At 52.7% G+C, this 20,292-nt stretch carries 17 protein-coding genes; 12 read left to right on the top strand and 5 right to left on the bottom strand.

The window, feature by feature from the left end:
- Positions 1-44 precede the first annotated feature (44 nt).
- The 7 genes from MKY12_RS14320 (at position 45) to MKY12_RS14350 (ending at position 8,178) form a co-directional block, all read left to right on the top strand.
- Positions 45-755, top strand: coding sequence for a Crp/Fnr family transcriptional regulator (locus MKY12_RS14320; RefSeq protein WP_339314192.1), 711 nt, complete (start codon positions 45-47; stop codon positions 753-755).
- Between the two features lie 177 nt (positions 756-932).
- A complete protein-coding gene (locus MKY12_RS14325; RefSeq protein ID WP_339314193.1) occupies positions 933-1,622 on the top strand; it encodes a response regulator transcription factor in 690 nt (229 codons plus the stop codon).
- Entirely contained in the window at positions 1,619-2,737 is a 1,119-nt protein-coding gene (locus tag MKY12_RS14330) for a HAMP domain-containing sensor histidine kinase (RefSeq protein WP_339314194.1), read from the top strand. Before MKY12_RS14325 ends, MKY12_RS14330 begins: the two co-directional genes overlap by 4 nt.
- 33 nt (positions 2,738-2,770) lie before the next feature.
- Positions 2,771-5,101, top strand: coding sequence for an FtsX-like permease family protein (locus MKY12_RS14335; protein WP_339314196.1), 2,331 nt, complete (start codon positions 2,771-2,773; stop codon positions 5,099-5,101).
- A gap of 3 nt (positions 5,102-5,104) precedes the next feature.
- On the top strand, positions 5,105-5,863 hold the full coding sequence (locus MKY12_RS14340; RefSeq protein ID WP_339314198.1) for an ABC transporter ATP-binding protein: 759 nt from the start codon (positions 5,105-5,107) through the stop codon (positions 5,861-5,863).
- A 119-nt stretch (positions 5,864-5,982) separates the two neighbouring features.
- The gene (locus tag MKY12_RS14345; RefSeq protein WP_339314200.1) at positions 5,983-7,074 is read left to right on the top strand and encodes a PRK06851 family protein; all 1,092 of its coding nucleotides are present in this window, start codon (positions 5,983-5,985) and stop codon (positions 7,072-7,074) included.
- A gap of 201 nt (positions 7,075-7,275) precedes the next feature.
- Positions 7,276-8,178 carry a glycerophosphodiester phosphodiesterase gene (locus MKY12_RS14350; RefSeq protein ID WP_339314202.1) on the top strand — a complete coding sequence of 301 codons (903 nt, stop codon included), beginning with the start codon at positions 7,276-7,278 and terminating at the stop codon, positions 8,176-8,178.
- A gap of 169 nt (positions 8,179-8,347) precedes the next feature.
- On the opposite strand, the gene MKY12_RS14355 is transcribed toward MKY12_RS14350, so the two are convergent.
- Positions 8,348-9,526 (bottom strand): serine hydrolase domain-containing protein, encoded by a 1,179-nt coding sequence (locus tag MKY12_RS14355; protein ID WP_339314204.1) that lies wholly within the window; start codon positions 9,524-9,526, stop codon positions 8,348-8,350.
- A gap of 209 nt (positions 9,527-9,735) precedes the next feature.
- Between MKY12_RS14355 and MKY12_RS14360 the strand changes: the two genes are divergently transcribed.
- Both MKY12_RS14360 and MKY12_RS14365 read left to right on the top strand, forming a co-directional pair.
- A complete protein-coding gene (locus MKY12_RS14360; protein ID WP_339314206.1) occupies positions 9,736-13,260 on the top strand; it encodes a glycosyl hydrolase 53 family protein in 3,525 nt (1,174 codons plus the stop codon).
- A gap of 151 nt (positions 13,261-13,411) precedes the next feature.
- The gene (locus MKY12_RS14365) at positions 13,412-13,615 is read left to right on the top strand and encodes a hypothetical protein (protein WP_339314208.1); all 204 of its coding nucleotides are present in this window, start codon (positions 13,412-13,414) and stop codon (positions 13,613-13,615) included.
- Between the two features lie 77 nt (positions 13,616-13,692).
- Here MKY12_RS14365 and MKY12_RS14370 read toward each other — a convergent pair whose 3' ends face one another.
- Positions 13,693-14,655, bottom strand: coding sequence for an HTH domain-containing protein (locus MKY12_RS14370; protein ID WP_339314210.1), 963 nt, complete (start codon positions 14,653-14,655; stop codon positions 13,693-13,695).
- A gap of 97 nt (positions 14,656-14,752) precedes the next feature.
- On the opposite strand from MKY12_RS14370, the gene MKY12_RS14375 reads away from it, so the two are divergent.
- Both MKY12_RS14375 and MKY12_RS14380 read left to right on the top strand, forming a co-directional pair.
- Entirely contained in the window at positions 14,753-15,238 is a 486-nt protein-coding gene (locus MKY12_RS14375) for a GyrI-like domain-containing protein (RefSeq protein WP_339314212.1), read from the top strand.
- A 24-nt stretch (positions 15,239-15,262) separates the two neighbouring features.
- On the top strand, positions 15,263-15,727 hold the full coding sequence (locus MKY12_RS14380; protein ID WP_339314214.1) for a phage tail protein: 465 nt from the start codon (positions 15,263-15,265) through the stop codon (positions 15,725-15,727).
- Between the two features lie 124 nt (positions 15,728-15,851).
- Here MKY12_RS14380 and MKY12_RS14385 read toward each other — a convergent pair whose 3' ends face one another.
- Both MKY12_RS14385 and MKY12_RS14390 read right to left on the bottom strand, forming a co-directional pair.
- A complete protein-coding gene (locus tag MKY12_RS14385) occupies positions 15,852-17,102 on the bottom strand; it encodes an MFS transporter (protein ID WP_339314216.1) in 1,251 nt (416 codons plus the stop codon).
- Entirely contained in the window at positions 17,099-17,935 is an 837-nt protein-coding gene (locus tag MKY12_RS14390) for a helix-turn-helix domain-containing protein (RefSeq protein WP_339314218.1), read from the bottom strand. The genes MKY12_RS14385 and MKY12_RS14390 overlap by 4 nt, the downstream gene beginning before the upstream one ends.
- Positions 17,936-18,169: 234 nt before the next feature.
- Here MKY12_RS14390 and MKY12_RS14395 point away from each other — a divergent pair, with 234 nt between their 5' ends.
- Positions 18,170-18,793 (top strand): lysozyme inhibitor LprI family protein, encoded by a 624-nt coding sequence (locus tag MKY12_RS14395; RefSeq protein ID WP_339314220.1) that lies wholly within the window; start codon positions 18,170-18,172, stop codon positions 18,791-18,793.
- A gap of 433 nt (positions 18,794-19,226) precedes the next feature.
- Here MKY12_RS14395 and MKY12_RS14400 read toward each other — a convergent pair whose 3' ends face one another.
- Positions 19,227-20,126, bottom strand: coding sequence for a DUF1835 domain-containing protein (locus tag MKY12_RS14400; protein ID WP_339314222.1), 900 nt, complete (start codon positions 20,124-20,126; stop codon positions 19,227-19,229).
- Positions 20,127-20,292: the final 166 nt, after the last annotated feature.

The raw sequence follows: 20,292 nt of genomic DNA on the forward strand, positions 1-20,292 counted from the left end.
GATTGAGACTTAGGCTTCACATTTCACATCACAGGGGGAACGGTATGAAAGAGCATTCCTGCCAGCACGCCGCAGAACCTTGTACACGCAAGGTACCGATTTTTGCCGCGCTGACCGATGAGGATCTTACCCGGATCAGCGCGATGATTAAGCACCGCAAATTCACCAAGGGCCAGCCGCTAATTCTCGAAGGCGCGCCGTCCGATACGCTGTATATTATTCAGCAGGGACATGTGAAATTATCCAAGATCACACCCGAAGGGAAGGAACAGATTCTGCATATCCTGACGAACGGGGATTTCTTCGGGGAACTCAGTATCTTCAATAGCGACGAGCTTAGCAACTTCAGTGCGTATGCGCTGAAGGACACCAATATTTGCCTGCTGACCCGCAGCGATATGGAGCAGCTAATGACCGAGAACCCGGATATTTCGCTCCGGCTGCTCTCAAGCGTAACCAAACGCCTCGCCCACACCGAGAATCTGGCGCAGAGTCTGGCGACCAAGGACCCGGAAATCCGGATCGCGTATATGATCATGGAGCTGAGTGAGAAATACGGCAAGCCGCGCGGCGGACGTGTTCATATCGACCTGCCGCTGTCCCGCGAAGAGCTGGCCAGTTATGTCGGAGTGACCCGGGAGACGATCAGCCGGAAGTTCTCCAGGCTCGAAGATTCCGGTCTGATCAAGCTGATCGGCAACAAGCAGATGGTCGTCATGGACCTGGCTGGTGTGGAGCGGTTCATGGGAATATAAGGGGAGTTGAATATAGGCTAAGCGGCATTTCTACCATCCGGTGATGGGGAATGCCGCTTTTTGGCATGGATAACCGCTTCCTATGATAAATCTTAAGGCAATGTTAAGGTTACCCGTGTTTAACTGAAAGGTAGGGCCGCCATAATGCGCTTACAGCCCTGCAGGAGGAGAGGTGAAATGATGAACCAAACGATTATGATTGTTGACGATGAGCAGGAGATCCGGGAGCTTTTGCGCCTGTATGTTGAAAAGGATGGATATACCGTGATCCAGGCCGGGAATGGAAGGGAAGCACTGAAGCAGGCTGCAGCTGCACGGGTTGATCTGGCTGTCATCGACATTATGATGCCGGAGCTTGATGGCTATCAGCTGATTAAGGGCTTGAGAGAGCACAGCAATCTGCCCATTATCGTTGTCAGTGCCAAGACAGAGAATCACGAGAAAATTCTGGGGCTTGACCTTGGTGCGGATGATTATGTGACTAAGCCATTTGACCCGCTTGAGGTGCTTGCCCGAATCAAAGCCCAATTACGCCGCTATAGCGGTGGTGCAGCGGATTCCGCAGCGGCGGTGCTGACGGCTGGGGAACTGTGTATGGATATTTCTGTTTGCAGTCTCCGCTTGGGCAGCGCCGCAATCCATCTTACCGCTACAGAATACAACATGATGAAGCTGTTCATGCAAAGTCCAGGACGCGTCTACACCAAACAGCAGCTGTATGAGGCGGCATGGCAGGAGACGGCTATCGTGGATGATAATACGGTGATGGTGGCCATCAGTAAGCTGCGCGCCAAGCTTCCCGGCGGCAGCGGGGTGTCCATTGGAACTGTGCGGGGATTAGGGTATCGGCTGGAGGTGCATCCATGAAGAACAAGCGCAGCTTCAGAAGAGTCATCATGTGCAGATTCATAGGCTACACCTTCGGCATTGCGCTGACGCTCCTGGTTCTGGAGCTATTGTACGGTCTGTTAACATGGAAGAACGGGATGAACTTCGCGGAGCTGGCCTCTTCCCCGCTGGCCAAGGGAACGGAATCGCTTCAGATCACGCTGTCCGTGATCTGGATTCTTATTACAGCCGCCGTGTATTTTATCGGGATTGTCCTGTTCGGGCACGGGATCAACAGGAAGCTTATGGAGCCTGTAAGGAAGATGGAAGAAGGGTTCAAGGCGGTGACCTCGGGCCATTTGAATACCAGGCTGGATTTTGAGACGGAAACGGAATTTGCAGAAATGCGGGATGCGTTCAACTATATGGCCCAAAGGCTGAAGAATGCCGAAGAACAGCGGATGAGCATGGAGAATGAGCGGATGCAGCTGTTCTCGCATATTGCCCATGATCTGAGAACTCCCATGACTACGATTTCCGGCTATGCAGGGGCATTGGCAGGCGGGTTGGTTGAGGAACCGGACAAACAGCGGGAATACCATCTGGCGATCCAAGCGAAATCGGGACAGATGAACCAATTGATTGACCAGCTGCTGGCCTACTCCAAGCTGGGTGCGCCTGAATACAAGTTGAAGCTGGCGAAGGTTGATCTTGTGGAACTGCTTCGCGTATCTTGCGCTGCTTTGTTTGGTGAAATCGAAAGCAAACAGATGAGCTTAGAACTGCAGTTACCGGACCAGCCCGTATTTTATATAGCAGATCCGCTGGAAATTAGCCGGGCTATCGGCAATCTGCTGACTAATGCAATCCGCCATAACCCGTCAGGCAGCCTGTTATTCGTAGGACTGACGGATGAGCCCAGCCGGATTACAATCCATATTGCCGATAATGGAGCAGCGATCCCGGAGGCCATCACCGGAAATCTCTTCGAGCCGTTTGTCTCCGGCGACACTTCAAGAACCACCAGCAGTGGAACCGGGCTAGGACTGGCTATTGTGCACAAGGTGATGGAACAGCATTCCGGGGGAGTTAGCGTAATAGACGCAGTCTCACCCTATACCAAGGAGTTCGTCCTCATTTTCCCCAAAGGTTAAACCTGTAAGGTCACAAATAGACGGAGGAGTGACATGTATCTAAAATTAATTAAAAATGATCTGCGCAAAAGCAAGCTGATTACCGGCACGATTATGGCGTTCATCCTCGTTGCCGCCATGCTAACCTCGCTCGCTGCATCGCTTACAGTGAATCTGTCCGGCGCAATTGATAACATGCTTCGATCGGCGAAGGCGCTCCATTTCATGCAGATGCATACAGGCAATGTTGATATGGACCAGTTGCGGCGCTTCGCAGACACGAATGGAAGTGTTGAGGAATATCAGGTGCAGGAGTTCCTAAATATTGAGGGTGCAGAGATAGTGATCGGGAACGATTCGCTTGCAGGAAGCATTCAGGACAATGGTCTTTCCGTACAGAGCAAGAAATTCGACTATCTGCTGGACTTAAACGGCGGGGTGATTCATCCGGCAGACGGTGAAATCTATGTCCCTGTCTATTACAGGCAGGAAGGGAACGCAGCACTAGGAGATACACTGACGATCCACGGTATTTCCTTCCACGTTGCGGGGTTTTTGCGGGATTCGACTATGAATGCGGCACTGGTAAGCTCCAAAAGGTTCCTGGTCAGCCAGACGGATTTCGAGAGGGTCCGTGAGTTCGGACAATTGGAGCACCTGATTGAATTCCGCCTGTCTGAGGGGGTTAACTATCCCGCTTTTGAGACAGCGTATCTGGATGCGGGTCTCCCGGCCAACGGTCCGCCTGCGATCACGTACAATCAGGTGAAGATGATTAACGGCATTACGGACGGCATTATGATTGCTGTGCTGGTGCTAATCGGCATGCTGGTCATTATCGTGGCCTTCTTATGTATCCGCTTTACGCTACTGGCAACGATCGAAGAGGATTACAAGGAAATAGGCGTACTGAAGGCCATCGGGATGCGGGTATCACAGATCAAGAAGCTGTACCTTGCGAAATACGGTGCGATCACGGGTGTAGCCTGCGTGCTGGGTTTTCTGGCTTCTCTGCCACTCCAGATTCCTTTTATGCACAATATTCGTCTGTATATGGGTGATAGCGGGAGCCGGTTTCCCGGCTTGCTCAGCGGACTTGCGGGGGCGGTGCTCATCTTCGCGGTGGTCATGCTATATGTGAATGGTGTGCTGCGGCGCTTCCGTAACATCTCCCCGGCGCAGGCGGTGAGGTTCGGCGCATCACGGGAATCATCGAAACCGGGCAGAAGCTTCCGGCTGAGTCACAACAGGCTGTTCACCCGGAATATCTTTCTAGGCATCAAGGATGTGCTGTCCCGTAAGAAGCTGTATGTCACCATGACGATGGTGCTCGTCATCTCCTCATTCATTATGATTGTGCCGTACAATATCAGCAATACGATCTCTGCACCCGGTTTCATCACTAATATGGGTATGGGCATCAGTGACCTTAATATCGGAGTGCTGCGGACACAGGTGGAGGATGTCCCGGGGAAGGCGGCGGAGGTTGCAGCCAGGCTGGCGGAAGATAAGAACGTTGAGAAATATGCTATGTTCACCAGCCGGATGCTAGAGAGGAGAACGGATGACGGAACGCCAGAGAAGCTGCGGGTGACCTTCGGGGACTATTCCGCTTTTCCGGTTACGTACTCCAAAGGCCGTGCACCGCAAGCGGAAGCGGAGATCGCCGTCTCGGTACTGAATGCGGAAGACCTTGAAATGAATGTTGGGGATGAAATCGTTGTTATCGCTGACGGTACGGAAAAGCACCTGAAGGTGTGCGGAATTTACTCCGATGTCACGAATGGCGGGCGTACAGCTCAGGCTAATTTCAAGATGAATCACGGGGAGATTCTAAGCGCCTCAATTGCGGTTACGTTCCGTGACCGTCAGAGTGTTCAGGCGGCCATATCACAGTACCGGGAACAATTCCCCTTTGCCAAAATTACCGGGATCGACGAGACCATCGGGCAGATGCTTGGTCCTATGCGCAAGGCTATACAAAAGGCATCCATCGTCGCAACTCTGGCAACCGTCCTGCTCACACTGCTGGTAACAACGCTATTCATGAAGTTACTGGTGGCGAAGGACCGTTATTCCATTGCCATCTTGAAATCCATAGGCTTCACTAGCAGGGATATTCGGAGGCAATATCTTACACGCTCCGTTACCGTGCTGGGGATGGGTGTCATCACCGGTACGCTATTGGCAAATACGCTCGGAGAGCTTGCCGGTGTGGCGATCGTGTCGTCCTTCGGCGCGTCAGCCTTCCATTTCGAGGTAAATCCGTGGTTTGTCTATCTTTTTTCGCCCCTGCTGATTGCAGGCTGTGTCGTTGCAGCTACCAGGTTAGGCAGTTCCGGCATCCAGGCTTTGCAAATTTCCGGGCATATCAAGGAGGATTAGCAGATGAACAGCATCATTACAGGTACCCATATTGTGAAAACTTACGGTAAGGGTGCAGAGCAAGCCATGGCATTGAATGGAGTAGACGTAGATATAACAGAAGGTGAATTTGTTGCCGTAATGGGGCCCTCAGGCTCAGGCAAAACCACACTGCTGTTCGCACTCAGCGGCATGGATGAGATTACTGAGGGAACCGTGAAATTTGGCGATACGGAACTAGCCGGGCTCCGGGAAAATGCGCTTGCCGATTTTCGCCGGACCCGCATGGGCTTTATTTTTCAACAGCCCACGATGCTGAGGAACCTGAATCTGCTGGATAATATCATGCTTCCCGCCGTGCAGGACGGCAAGAGGAATACAGTGGAACTCGTGCAAAAAGCGAGAGACCTAATGATCCAGACAGGCATTGCCGGGCTGGAAAACAGGGATACTACTGAGGTATCTGGCGGGCAGCTCCAGCGGGCCGGGATCTGCCGCGCACTAATCAATACGCCGGAGATTCTGTTTGCCGATGAGCCAACCGGTGCGCTGAACTCGAAGACCGCAGAGGAAATCATGGAGCTGCTGGCAGGCATCAACCAAGAGGGCACAGCCATCATGCTTGTGACCCATGATGCGAAAGTCGCCGCCAGGGCGGACAGGGTTCTTTTTACGAGGGACGGGAATATCGTTTCCGAACTTGTACTTCCAAAGTTCAGCGGCGGGGAGCTGGAAGCGAGAGGGGAGAAGGTGCTTGCACGGATGGCGGCTGCGGGCATTTAGTTTCAGCATCTTCACGTGGAATGGACGGAATTTCCGCCGCTGCTGGAACCTTACAAATACCTGACGCATATTGTATGGTTATAAGCCTATCAGGCTGCAACGGGAAAGGAAGTGGGTGTATGGCTGCGGGAATTTTAAGATATTTTGCAGACGGCAATACGGCTCTTGGCTTCTACAGTTTGTTCGAATCGAATCTTCAAGGACTCCGGCGGATATTCATCTTGAAAGGCGGTCCCGGTACCGGCAAATCCTCGCTGATGAGAGCAATCGGTACGGAATGGGCGGAGCGGGGATACGATATTGAGCTGATTCATTGTTCATCTGATAAGGATTCCATTGACGGGGTCATTATTCCGGCGCTTGGCGTGGGCATTGTTGACGGGACGGCGCCCCATGTGATCGAGCCCAAGGCTCCCGGAGCAGCCCGGGAATACGTGAACCTGGGGGAAGCGTGGGACTCGGCAGCGCTTATCGGTCAAAGGGAGATCATTGAGGAGCTTAACCGGAAGGCTGCGGATGCCTATGCGGCAGCGTACAGCAGATTTGCGGTGGCTCTGAACATTCATGACGAATGGGAAAAGATGTACTTCGAGCATATGGACTTCGGCCAGGCGGATCAATTAACGGCCCGGATGCTGGAACAGTTGTTTGGCGAAGCACAGCTTCAGAGGCATGCTGATGTTAAGCACCGGTTTTTGGGCGCAGCAACGCCGGCAGGATCGGTTGACTTTGTACCTAATTTGACCGAAGGACTATCCAGACGCTTCTTCCTCAAAGGCCGGGCCGGAACAGGCAAATCAACCATACTCCGCAAAATCGCTGCTGAGGCAGAGAAGAGGGGCTTTGATACGGAAATCTATCATTGCGGATTCGATCCCCACAGTCTGGATATGGTTATTGTGCGTGAGCTTGATTTTGCGGTCTTTGACAGCACCAGCCCGCATGAATATTATCCGGAGCGGGAAGGAGACGTAATCATCGATACGTATGAAGCTGTTATTGCACCGGGAACGGATGAGCGCCTCGCCGGACCGCTAGAGGAAATAAGCGCACAATATAAGGCCACAATGAAAACGGCAATAGCCGCTCTGGCAGAGGCCAAGGTGCACCGGGATGAATTAAAGGAAATTTATATCGCAGCAATGGATTTTAGCATGGTGGATGCGGCCAGGAACCGGATATCTGCTGAACTGGATAGTATGCTGGCTTAGCGGTTACTATGTGCTGGTTGATGGCATCCAGCACCTGAAATACAAAGAAACCAGACCTTAAGGCTTAAGGGAACTGGTTTCTTTGTATTACATGATAATACGTGAACAATGGATTGTTTACCCCGCATATGTCTGATACTATAGATAGGCTCCATCATGGAGATTAAATCATACACAAATGGGGACAACAGCATGATGAGGATGTTCAGACATAAGGGTTATTTTATCGGAGTGCACATTGTATTGTGTATTTCCTTGTTCTCCACACTGTACGCGTATTCTCCGGTCATCCGGGTGAAGGTGAAGGAGATGATCGAGCCGGCGGACAAAGTCTATACGATTGCCCATCGCGGCGCATCCGGTTATGCTCCCGAGAACACGATACCGGCCTTTGAGCTGGCACGTGAGATGGGTGCCGACTCGATTGAGCTCGATATTCATTTGACCAAGGACCTGATTCCTGTTGTGATACATGACGAGACGGTTAACCGTACCACGAGCGGCAAAGGTTTTGTGAAAAATATGACCCTGGAGCAGATTAAACAGCTCGATGCAGGCTCATGGTTCAATCAGGACTACCCGATGTTCGCCAGAGATCTATACACAGGGCTTACCGTCCCAACGCTTGAAGAAGTATTCGAGACATTCGGCAAGGACATCAACTATATGGTCGAAATCAAGGAGCCTGCATCGAAGTTCGGGATCGAAGCGATCCTGAATGATACGATATTGAAATATGATCTCGCCAAAAGGGTGTCCGTTCACTCCTTCAGCGCAGCCAGTCTGCGGCAGCTTCATGCGATTAACCCGGATATTCCGCTATACCAGCTGGTATGGAATGATTATGCGGCTACGAGGGTGACTCAGTCCTATCTGGATACCGTGAAGACCTATGCCGTAGGCATCAGCCCGAATTTCCAGGGAATCAGCGCAGCTTATGTAGCTCAGGTGAAGAGGGCGGGGCTCAAGATCATCCCATACACAGTGAACTATCAGCTCAACATGGATAAAGCCTACTCCTGGGGAGTAGACGGAGTGCATACGAATTATCCCGACCGCTTCCTTGAGGTGATTGCCGCCAACAGGGCAAATGCCAAATGGTAGGAGTGGATCTCTCACATTTAGTTGGAAAAACAGTATATTAAGCGCCCTTTTTCCAACTGTTCCCTGGAGAGGGATGTTCTGTTCATGAGCAGGTGGAGAAAATCCATCTGTTTCTGGAAGCACCTAATTCCAGCTTCTCAAATTTAGTGAATCCATACAGCTTCGTCGCTTAAAATGCGCTTAGCACGATATTCCGCAGCTTGCGCGTAATGGGCAGGGTACCGGAGTCCTTTCTCTGGATCATGAACAGGATGGTCAGGCGTTCCAGCGGACAATTGGCAAAATAAGCTCCCAGCCAGCCGTCCCAGCCGTATTCTCCCAGGCTGCCGAGCCCTCCGGCTTGACCCGGATCGGTCAGGATGCGCATCTGATTACCGTAGCTGTAGCCTTGCAGCGAATGCCACGGATTGAAGCCTTGCTGCTGCGGGCTGGTTAAGCTGGCTGAAGTCATAAACTGAACGGTGCGGGGCTTCAGCAGCTGCACCCCGTTCAAGCTGCCCTGATTCATCAGCATGGTGGTGAATTTGGCAGCATCCTCAATCGTCGAGACCAGCCCGGCTCCGCCTGCCTCGTAAGCCGCCTTCCGGTCCATATGATGATTAACGCCCAGAGGACTCTCCGAAAAGGGTATCAATCCGCCTTCACCATCATCCTGGTAGACAGAGGCCAGCCGCTCTCTCTTGTCTTCGGGCAGCCAAAAGCCGGTATCGTTCATTTGCAGCGGACCGAAGATCTCCTGCTGCAGGAATTCGCCGTACCGCATGCCGCTGACGACTTCAACTAATGCACCTAGAACATCCGCAGAGGTTCCATACTGCCAGGAGGTTCCCGGCTCGAAGGCCAGCGGGCCTTCTCCCAATCTGTTGGCGAATTCCAGTGTGCTCATCGGGTTGGTGCCCAGCAGGCGGCTGTTCAGTTCCTGGTACAGCGCCTCCGTATACTGACCCGCCAGGTCGTCGGCTCCGCCGTAGACCAGACCGGAGGTCATGTTCAGCAGGTCGTTAATATCAACCTCACGAGTTACGGGTACAAGCTCCCCGTTCTTCCCCACCTTCTGATTTTTAAATCCAGGTATGTACTGGCTGACCGGATCGAACAGGTCGATCTCCCCGCGCTCCAGGAGCAGCATAACGGCTGCGGCAGTAACCGGCTTCGTCATCGAGTAGAGGCGGAAGATCGAATCTCTGGACATTTTGCGTCCAGCTTCAATATCGGCATAGCCGTCTTCGTGATACCAGCTTTCTTGTCCGTCCTGAATCACCATGAAGTTCGCACCGGCGATTTCCTTATTGGCAATGCTTGCGCTCAGCGCTTTGGTGATTAGACGGGTAGTGTTTGAATCCAGCATCTCTAGGTCTCCTTTGGTATGATCCGTTATCTATATTCCAGGGTGAATAGCATTTCACATAGAGAATATTATACGTCTTTCAGAGTGAAATGTAAGCGCATTTCAGTGAAAAAATTGAATAAGTATAGTTTTTCGTTGCTTCGCTTAATTTAATGTTACCTTCCTGGTCATCTATACTAACGGAGAGACTAATACAGGGAGGGAATATTTTGAAAAAGAGAACAAGATGGCTTGCGGCGGTTCTTACTTTTACAATGCTAATCATGTCGCTGACTGCACTTGGATTACCGGCACAAGCTGGAGCGGTTCCTATTCCGCAATCCTTCGCCAAGGGCGCAGATGTCAGCTGGCTGCCGCAAATGGAAGCTGAGGGCTACAAATTCTATAACGATCAGGGAGACGAAGAGGACCTGCTCCAGATTCTAAAAGATCACGGAATCGATTCGATACGCCTCCGGGCTTTTGTCAATCCATCCGATGATCCGATCAACGGCCATAACAGCACCGAAGAGATGGTTACGCTGGCCTCCCGTGTAAGCGCTCTTGGTTTCAGGGTGATGGTCGATCTGCACTACAGTGATTCCTGGGCCGATCCCGGGAAGCAGGTTACTCCGGCCGCCTGGGCCAGTGATAATCTGGAGCAGCTCAAAGCACATGTCTCGGAGTACACCACAGAGGTGATGCAAGCGCTGAAGACTGCGGGGGTAACCCCCGAGTGGGTGCAGATTGGCAATGAGATTAATAACGGGATGATGCATCCGCTGGGCAGCTATAGCAATACTGTGAATCTGGTGGAATTGATCCAGGCGGGATCACATGCGGCCAAGGCTGTTTTTCCTGAGACCAAAATCATTATTCATAGAGCCAACGGGGCAGACACCGGTGTAGATCCGTTCTATGCAGGTCTGGTCGAGGCAGGGCTTAAAGACAGTGATTATGACATTATCGGGTTATCTTATTACCCGGATTCTATCTACACTTCTTCTATTAATGAACTATCCTCCAACATGAATCTTCTGGCTGCAAAATATGGCAAGGAGGTCATGGTCGTCGAGGTTGGCGGCGATGTGAGCAAGAATGTGGATAATGTATACAATATGCTAGTTGCTGTACAGGATGGCGTAAAGGCTGTACCTGGAGGCCAGGGAACAGGTGTGTTCTATTGGGCACCCGAGGGCGTCTACTTCGGCTATGGGCTGTCTGCCTGGAACCCGGACGGGAAGCCTTCCTTCGCGATGGATGCTTTTATCGACGGTGCTTCGGCAATCAACCGGGTACCAGTTCAGTCGGTAAAAGTAGAGAAGCAGACCGCTGTCCTAGAAGTAGGCGGAACCGGCAGCGTTAAGGCAACAATCAGCCCGGCGAATGCAACCTATAAGGGGCTAACCTTCACCAGCTCGGATGAAGCCATCGTCAAGGTAGACAAGTATAAAGGAACCATCTCCGGGCTTGCTGCCGGGACCTCTACAGTAACAGCGGTTACGTATGACGGCGGATTTACAGATTCAACGGAGATCACAGTCTCGCCAAGCACAAGCTTCATTCAGAATCCAGGCTTCGAGGACGGGCTGAACGGCTGGACCGTAAGCGGCGATAGCGCGGCGGTCAATGTGGAGTCGGATGCCCATTCCGGTTCGGCTGCACTGCACTACTGGAGCTCAGGGGCTGCGGAATTCCAAATCTCCCAGACGGTCACCGGCCTTGAAAATGGTACCTATCAGTTATCCGCTTGGGTCTCGGGCGGGGGAGGGGAAGAGACGGCAGAGATTTTTGCGGGTAATCAGAAGCAGCCGTTCGTCAACACAGGCTGGCAGCAATGGAGTAATCCAACGATCGATACCGTTGAAGTTACAGATGGAACGCTGACACTAGGCGCTAATCTGAAATACGCTGGAGACAAGTGGGGGAATATTGATGATTTCAAGCTGGTCAAAAAAGCCGGAGCCGTCAGCACCAATAATCTCACGGTGAACGGCGCTAAGTCCGACTGGTATCTGAGCGGCACCAAGCCCGCTACCTTCGGAGACAGCAAGACTTCAGGCGGCTTCGATTACGGGGATGACAAGCCGATTAACTTCAGCCTTACTCATGAAATGACCGGACTGGAGCCCGGAACCTATACCCTCCAGGCCAAAATCTTCGGGGACAAGGGTGAACCTTCTCCCGGTTCGGTAATGTATGTGATCTCCGAGGGGCAGACGTATTCGGTGCCGGTTACCTATTCAGGCAGCGCCTGGCTGAAGCCCCGGACTCTGACGCTAAAGCATGTGCACATTGGGGAAGACGGCAGCGCATCGCTGGGCTTCAAAGTCCTCACAGACTCGGATAATCATTACGGCTATCTGCAAGAGGTGACCTTCGTGCGCAATAGCACAACTACACCTGAGGTTCCTAGCGAACCAAGTGAACCAAGCGAACCCAATGAACCAAGTGAACCTGTAACACCTCCGGTAACAGAGCCGGTGACACCTCCAGTAACGGAACCGGGAACAAGCCCGGAAGAGAATCCTGTACCAAGTCCGGCAGCCAGCCCGGCGCCAAGCCCGACTACGGCACCAGGAACGGGCTCCGGTTCAGGCTGGACAGCTCCGCTGGCAACAGCACAAGCTTCAGCTGCACCACAAGCTACGCCGCAGCCGGAGATTCTGACTGTAACTGAGCCGAAGGTGAATGCCCAGAACCAGATTGTGATTCCAATGGCTGAAGGGCAGAGCGAAGTAAGAATTCCCGCTGACGCTGCGGCCCTTAAGGGAATAGCCGCTCTGAAGGTGGAAGGCAAGACAGTGGCTGTAGAGATTCCAGGCAAGGTTGCTCAGCAGCTTCAAGCGTTGGCAGGACAGCAGCAGAAGGGCTCGATGATGTCTATCGGGCTTGAGCCAAGCTCCACAGAGCAGAAGACAGCCTGGATACTTCAGGCTAATAAGAAGAGTGAAGCTGAACTGAGAACAGCCGGAGAAATGTTCACTCTCAGGCTGTCTGTGCTGAATCAGCAGGGAGTTAAGACTCCGTTGGTCTCGTTCGCGGAACCAGTCAGTCTTCGCCTGAAGCTTCAGGCGAACGGCAATCCGAAGCTCGCAGGTGTGTATGCCACGGCAGATGATGGAACGCTCGAATATGCAGGCGGAACCACAGAACAGTCCGTATTGACTTCACAGGTACGGCAATCCGGCAATTATGCTGTACTGGAGTATGACAAGAGCTTTGCAGATGTGACTCCGGCGGATTGGGCCTACTCAGTGATAAAAGAGATGGCTGCCAAGCATATTATCGAGGGCGACCGGGAAGGCCGCTTCGCACCGAAGAGAGAAGTGACCCGGGCCGAATTCGTTACGATGCTTGTCCGTGCCCTTGGGCTAAAAGCGGAAGGCATGAGTTCGTTCACTGACGTAGACAGCAGCAAGTGGTATTCGGACGATGTGGCCGCCGCTTTTGCAGCCGGAATCGTCAAAGGGGACACTACCGGCAAGTTCGCCCCCGAGTCGCGTATTTCGCGGCAAGAGATGGCAACGCTACTTGTGAGATCCTACGAGCTGCGCTCTGGAAGCAAGGCTCCGGCAGGTTCCTTGCCTGCTTTTGCCGATGCCGCCAAGATTGACAGCTGGGCTAAGGACGCCGTGAGTGCCGCCGGTTCACTGGGCTTCATCACGGGGACTCCGGACGGATTCCTCAAGCCCCAGGCCAATGCGACGCGCGCAGAGTGTGCGAAGGTATTGAGTTTGCTGCTTAATCTGTAAGCAAGAGAATAAGAGTGTAAGCATAGTAGAGTAGAGCAGCGATTATCCTGTTAATGGGGCGCTGCTCTTTTTACTGGCATGGGAAAGTTCGATTACGAAGGAGCCGGGCCGAATGCTAGTTGAAAAACCGATCACAATAGAGCGCGGGTAGGTGAACGAGCCCAATGTAGTCGGAAAACCGATCACATTGGACAGCACGAAGACGAACGGGCGAAATGTAGTCGGAAAACCGATCACATTGGGTTGTGGAAAGGCGAACGAGCCCAATGTAGTCGGAAAACCGATCACATTGGGCAGCAGGAAGGCGAACGAGCCTAATGTAATCGAAAAACCGATCACAATGAGCAGCAAGTAGGCGAACGGACGAAATGTAGTCGGAAAACCGATTACAATGGGTCGCGGCGAACGCAACAGTAGGGGGCCGTGCGCTTCCTAAGTACAAAAAAGATCTACTCTATCCTGCAGCTCCTCCCTTACTTCATCCGGCATTTCCTTCACCTTAAGGTCATCGCCCAGGAATAACAGCCAATTCGTGAACTCCTTGAGCTCCTCCGTGCGGTTCACCTCGACTTCCATTTTCAGGATAGCGGTAGTTTGGTAGGGGTCAGTATAGGATAGCGCCACCCTGAACGGGTGATATTTCCGGTATTGGGCAATGGCGCTGGGACCGAGCTCCAGAACAAGGTTGTTCTTCACCTGCTGCTTGCTCAGCTTCTCCTGAATTTTTTTCGCGCTTAGTCTCTTGGGTTCCGGGTAGGGGATGACATCAGTGAGCTGATCAACCGGGATGATCCGTTTCCTGGAGGCGTCCAGGTCGAAGCCCTCGATGAGCCACAGGCTTTTCTCCTGATAGAGACGTAAAAGATACACCGAATAAGACCTGTTCGTCTGTTCATCCTGACAGGTAATCTGCAGATAGCGGTCCACCAGCAGGAGCCGGATCAGCTTGTCCAGCATAGGGTGGGGGAGATCGGACAGGTCCAGCAGATCGGGATTGCCCGGGTGGGTGCCCTCGAACAGCAGGATCTGATTGAGTAGCACAAGCTCTTCCTGCTGATTCTCCGAGATGAGCCCCAGTAATTTCTCCGTCAGCGACTGGCGGCTCTTGAGATAAGGAAGCTGGCCGTTTCTTGTCGCCATGAAGGCAATGAATAGCGCTTTGACCTCGTTATCCGTGAACCGGACCACCGGAAGGAGAGAGTTACGCATGACGGAATACCCGCCATCCCGGCCCACCTCTGCAACCAGCGGCATCCCGAGCGCCTCGATCTCCCGGATATCCCGCTGGGCGGTTGAACGCGAAATATTGAATTCCCGCATGATTTCCGTCAGGGTAAAATGGGCACGATTGTTAATGTACCGCATGATGATGTTGATCCGTTCCACTTTTTTCATGGCGGCTCCTAAACAGTTTCATTTTTTGACATGGTTAAAGGTTATCATATACATAGCAGGTGAGGAACACAAATATGAATAAAGGCGGGATATGACAATGGCAGGGTATACTATTGAAGAGAAAGACAGCTTTACGGTGATTGGTCTCGGCGTTGATCTTAAGAGTGATTACACGGACTATGCCGGGATTTATAAGGAGAAGATGGATTTTTGGCAGGCGGTTAGTGAAGATGGCAGGCTCGACTTGTTAAAAGGGATTGCGGCGAATGACTATGTGTTTGTGGTGAACGAAGCGGTGAACGGCAAGATGATGCATTATGCGGGGGTAATGGCAGGTGCAGCCGCACAGATTCCGCAGGAAGCCCGAATGATTCAATTCCCGAAGGGGGAATACCTCGTAGTGGCAGGCGAAGGAGCGACAACGGAGGAATTAAGCAATACTTTGACGGGCTTGGCCTTCGGACAAGCTTTGCCGCAAGCAGAAGGGTACGCCTACGTGGGCGGGCCCAATACGGCTGTGGAGATGGGCCGGAGGCACGGCTCTCTGTATGGTGAAATGTGGATTCCTGTACTCAGAAATTAATAATGTAATGGAGGATAAGTAACTATGCCATATACAGTGGATTTCAAAGAAGTGTCTGTGCAAGGTCTGGAGTCATCGCCTGTTGCTGAAGCGCTGGCGGGTCTGCGTGCGAATGAGGCGCGTTATTTCATGAACAAGTATAAGCATGAATTCACAGTCGTTCCGGCCAGTGAAAGCCAGGAGACGTTGGATTACGTGAACGGGATTCTGAGCAAGGAGCGGGGCCTTGAGTTTGCTGCCAAGCCACTCCAAACCTCGCAATTTCAGGTTGAGAACATCCGGTTCGCCTACGTTTTCTATGAGGATGGTCTTGCGCTTAACGTAATGTACACTGTGGATGATCCCAAGAAGAGGGCGGTCGGCTTCAAGCTCTCGGAGGGGATGGAGATTCCGAAGGAGCTGGCGGACAAGTTCAAGTTCGCGCGGCAGAAGTCGAAGCTGGCCGGAACAATACGGGGATCGTTTTTTGTGATTAAGGGAGAGTACTAATAAAAATCCCCACAAAGTGTAGTTAAGCTTCGGAGTCTATTCAGAACCTTTGCGGGGGCCCCAAAACCATATACATTCTTGAACGGCCATAAGGGGCTGCCAATCTGGCAGCCCCTTGTATCGTTCAAATCTCCTCCGCTGTATACGTCTTCTGGGTGCGGAGGACCGGGAAGAACCGGTACATCCAGAGCACTGTAATAATCAGGGTGCCCACTCCGCCGATCACGGTTGCAGGCACGGCTCCGACCAGCCCGGCCATCGTGCCGGACTCGAATTCGCCAAGCTGGTTCGAGGTGCCGATGAATAACGAATTCACTGCGTTCACCCGGCCCTGCATCTCCTGCGGCGTATTAACCTGCACCAGTGTCGAGCGGATAACGACACTCACGACATCCGAGCCGCCGATCAGAACGAGCGCGAACAATGACAGCCAGAAGCTGTGGGAGATGCCGAACAGCATCGTGGCCAGGGCGAAGACGACCAGCGAGGCGAACAGCATCCGGCCGATGGCCCGTTCCACCGAATAGCGGGTCAGGATGAGTGAGACGATGATCGCACCTACCGCCGGGGCGGAGCGGAGCAGGCCAAGACCGAACGAGCCGGTCTTCAGAATATCCTCGGCGAAGATCGGCAGCAGTGCCGTAGCCCCGCCAAGAAGTACAGCGAACAAGTCCAGCGAGATTGTACCCAGGATAATCTTGCGGGCGAAGACAAACCGCAGGCCGCTGAGGAAGGTGTCCATGCTGACCGCGTCCAGCTTCTTGACGAAATGAACAGTCTTGACGAAGAAGATCAGCACAGTAGATACCAGCAGCGCGGCAAGCGAGGCGATATAGGCGGCAGCCGTACCCCAGACCACGAGGACACCCCCGAGGGACGGGCCGACGATCATCGCCGTCTGCATAGCAGATGCGGACCAGGCCGCTGCCTTCGGGAGCTGCTCCCGATCCACAATGTCCGGCACCAGCGCTGCTGAGGCCGGACTCTCGAAGGTACGGCACGCACCAAGCACTGCTGCGGCTGCCAGCAGGTGGACCGCGCTGAGCCAGCCTTCGATGCTGCCGAGGACAAGCAGCAGCACGATGAGGCACTCTGTAAGCTGGCACAGGAACACTATGGTTCGGCGGTCATAGCGGTCTGCCGTCTGTCCGGCAGGCAATGTCAGCAGCAGCATGGGCAGGAATTGGGCCAGCCCGACCAGTCCAAGCTGGTAGGCGCTGCCGGTCAGCGCATACATCTGCCAGCCAATCGCCACCGACAGCATCTGGAAGGCACTGGTGGAGAAGATCCGCGCGATCCATAGGCGCAGGAATGAGCGGTTATGCAGTACAGACGAGCGTGGAGTATTCGCATTCGATGTATTCAGTGTATTCAATGGGTGTCATCCTCCAAGCGATTAGAATCGGGTTCAGATTCGGGGGCCGGCTTCCGCCCGCGCATCTCCGGGTGTTCCTGGAATATTAAGGCGTAATTCTTGCCGTAACGCGCCTCCAGCTCCGGGGCGAAATCCTGCTCTATGCGCATCATCACGACATCGTGATAATAAGACGTCTGAAGCACATCCAGCACAGCCGGATGGTTGCTCTCCAGCGCCGAAGCCTGCGAATGGCGGGTGAAGCTGCCCAGAAGCGAGGTCTCCTTATCCAGCAGGAGCGAGAAGTTCCGGGCGGCCTTCGGCCCGCCTGCCGGAACACTATGCACAGTGACACGCGACAGCGCTGTAGGTATGTCACCTATCACCATCAGGTGGACGGCAATGCCCCGTTCTTCGGCGGCAAGCAGTGTGTCTTCTATCCGGTGCAGATCCTCCGCCCAGATATCTGCCAGAATCTCTGCGCTGGCATTGGCAGCAAGCCGCTTTACCGCCAGATCCACCTGAGCATCTCCCTTCCAGTTGCTGAAGAAGGGCGGTACAGCAGGCAGGTGGCCCAATTCGTTCTCCAGTAGGTGGGCGGTGCGCTCAAATTCCGCCTGAAGCAGCTTAACGACCTGCCGGACCGGAATGGCAGCGAAGGTCACCGGCTCGCCTTCGACTGTCCGGCAGACTCCTTTATCGACCAGACTGCGTAGCGCGGCGTATACATTGGACCGGGACACGGACACCTGCTTGGCGACCTCATAGCCCGAGGAGGGCGGCTGGCCGTGCAGCGCCAGGTAGCAGCGGGCTTCCAGATCGGATAAGCCGAGCTTGCGTAATGCTTCAATCATGGGTGTACCGCCTTTCTGTGAAAGTAAGTATTGCTTCGTTGTATTTAGAAGTATTTCAAAATACTACTCCGATCTCAAAGTGCTGTCAAGCAGCAATTCGCGTCCGTCCGCAGCACCGAGCGTCTCACAAAAATGATTACAGTCGGGTGAAATCAGGTAATAACTCTCAAGACGGCTTTAAAAGCCGATATGCAAGAGAGTCTCGACTATAAACCAATGACAGGATGAGGACTTATGCGAAAAGCAATTCTGACTACCATGCTCATCTCCAGTCTGTTAATGGCTGGCTGCGGCAATAACGGGGCGGCAAATGGCGGTACGGCGGCTACTCCAGAGACCGGACAAGCAGCGACGGCAAGCCCTGAGGTTACACCCGAGGTCACGCCGGAGCCGGCAGCTGAGGCTACCGCAGAGCCTGCACCGGAAGCTACGGCACAGGCACCAGCGCAGACAACCGCACCGGAAGCCACGCCGAAGGCCAGTGCGGCGGCGGGGGATTCGCAGCGGCAGACTTATTTTGACAAGCTGGATAAGATTGAAGAGGGCCTTAGCGATCTGAAGGCAATGTCAGACAGCGGGGTCATGACTGATATGAAGGAAGCCGCTTCCAAGGAGCATGAGCGCTGGGACAAGGCGTTGAATGAAATCTACCAGGCGCTAAAAGTGCAGCTTCCCGAAGCCGATATGGCGAAACTGAAAGAGGAGCAGCTAAGCTGGATCAAGGAACGGGATAAGGCCGCAGAGGAAGCGGCTGCCAAATATAAAGGCGGAACGATGGAGGGGCTGGAGTACGCGGCGACCTTGGCCTCTGTAACGAAGGAACGTTGTTATAAGCTGGTGGAGTTGTATATGAAGTAATCAAAGAGCGCAGTGACTCTCTCGTAAGGAGGGCCGCTGCGCTGTTTTTTTGACCATTTTCGTGACTGTACAGAACCTGTGAATTAGGTAATCATACTACAAGAGCATCCGCACAAAAGGAGTTAGTAGATAGTTAGGAGCAGAAATTGGGTGATAAGTGTATTCGGTGCAATTAAAAACAGTAAAAAGGAAGGAGTTTCTCTTCTAACTGTAGTCTATACAACTAAAACTGCCCGAAAGGGTGAGAACCGAGTTTTAGAGGTGTTTTAGATGTACGGAATACAGCTAAATGGATTTTCGGCGGTACATCAGGCGATATAGTTGTACGTAATGCAGTTAAGCCTAGTACTTCCGCATACACCTTAATCAGGGCACGATAAACCTTACGCAAGTGACTGGGTACATCTGTTTTCACTAGCTTAAATCCATTAACTTAATCAACCTGTGCCCGCCTAAGCAAGAATTGATTCAAATCCCCTGAATATCCTCTGGACACCAAAACACCCTGGTTAACCAATGCCCGCATTCCACTGAGTATAAATGAAGTGCCCAAGAGCTGCTGCGAGACTTCGAACACGCGGATAAAGACACTCCCTGCACTAACGTATCCCTTCCTGACCTGATTGCGCTCTTGCTCCACTTCCAGTTCAGTAACGGAGCTCAGAATTATCTCATCCAACGCGCTTTCATCACAGCTAATAATGGCGGCATCTTTCCACAGACGCAGCATTTGATTTTCCTCCGCAAGCCTGAGCCAATCCAATTCGTATCCCCTTCTCTGATCAGATGCAAGCGGGACGCCTTGACTATATTTTTTCACGATAAGCAAGTAACTCTCACGATCGATTGCGCCACTATAAAAGGGTACGAAACCATCTGAGCCATGAATCCCTGCTGATTGATATAGCTCAGTCACATTAACTATATGCACCGGCTGTATGCGATCCCGCAACACATGCAATACGAATCGCAGGCCGGTCTGGTCATGCGCATTATCCGCCACCCATATGACGATGTTGGCATGGTGCGGGATGCTCTTCACAGTCTGTACCATGCGGACAAGCTGATTCTCTTGGTTGTGATGCTGACTAAGGCTGTAATTCTCATCACGTTCCATCATCCATAGCTGCCTGTTCTGCATTCCGGTTATGGTGTCCAAGCCTGATAAGGGCCCAATTGAGAATGACTCATTAAAAGCCAGGACTTGGTTTGTCTCACGTATGCCAAGGGCACTGAGCGTTACTTTTAAGGAACCTGCATCCGACATGCCGAAAAGAATATGTACATATTCTTGATTCATTCGTTCATTTGAAACTCCGTGTGCCTTTGCCATAAACACCCTCCTAACCAAACATATTCACCATGATACCACATATTGGAATCTTGCTTGCCCCTCATAAAAGTCGATTCTAGGCTGAAAGTGCTTTTTTTTGAGCAGAACGGATCCCTATTATTTGTTACGCTCCATATGAATGTTACCAGGAAAGGAGGCGGGGACG

The organism is Paenibacillus sp. FSL M7-0896, from assembly GCF_037975415.1.
GTDB classification, from domain to species: domain Bacteria; phylum Bacillota; class Bacilli; order Paenibacillales; family Paenibacillaceae; genus Paenibacillus_AQ; species Paenibacillus_AQ silagei.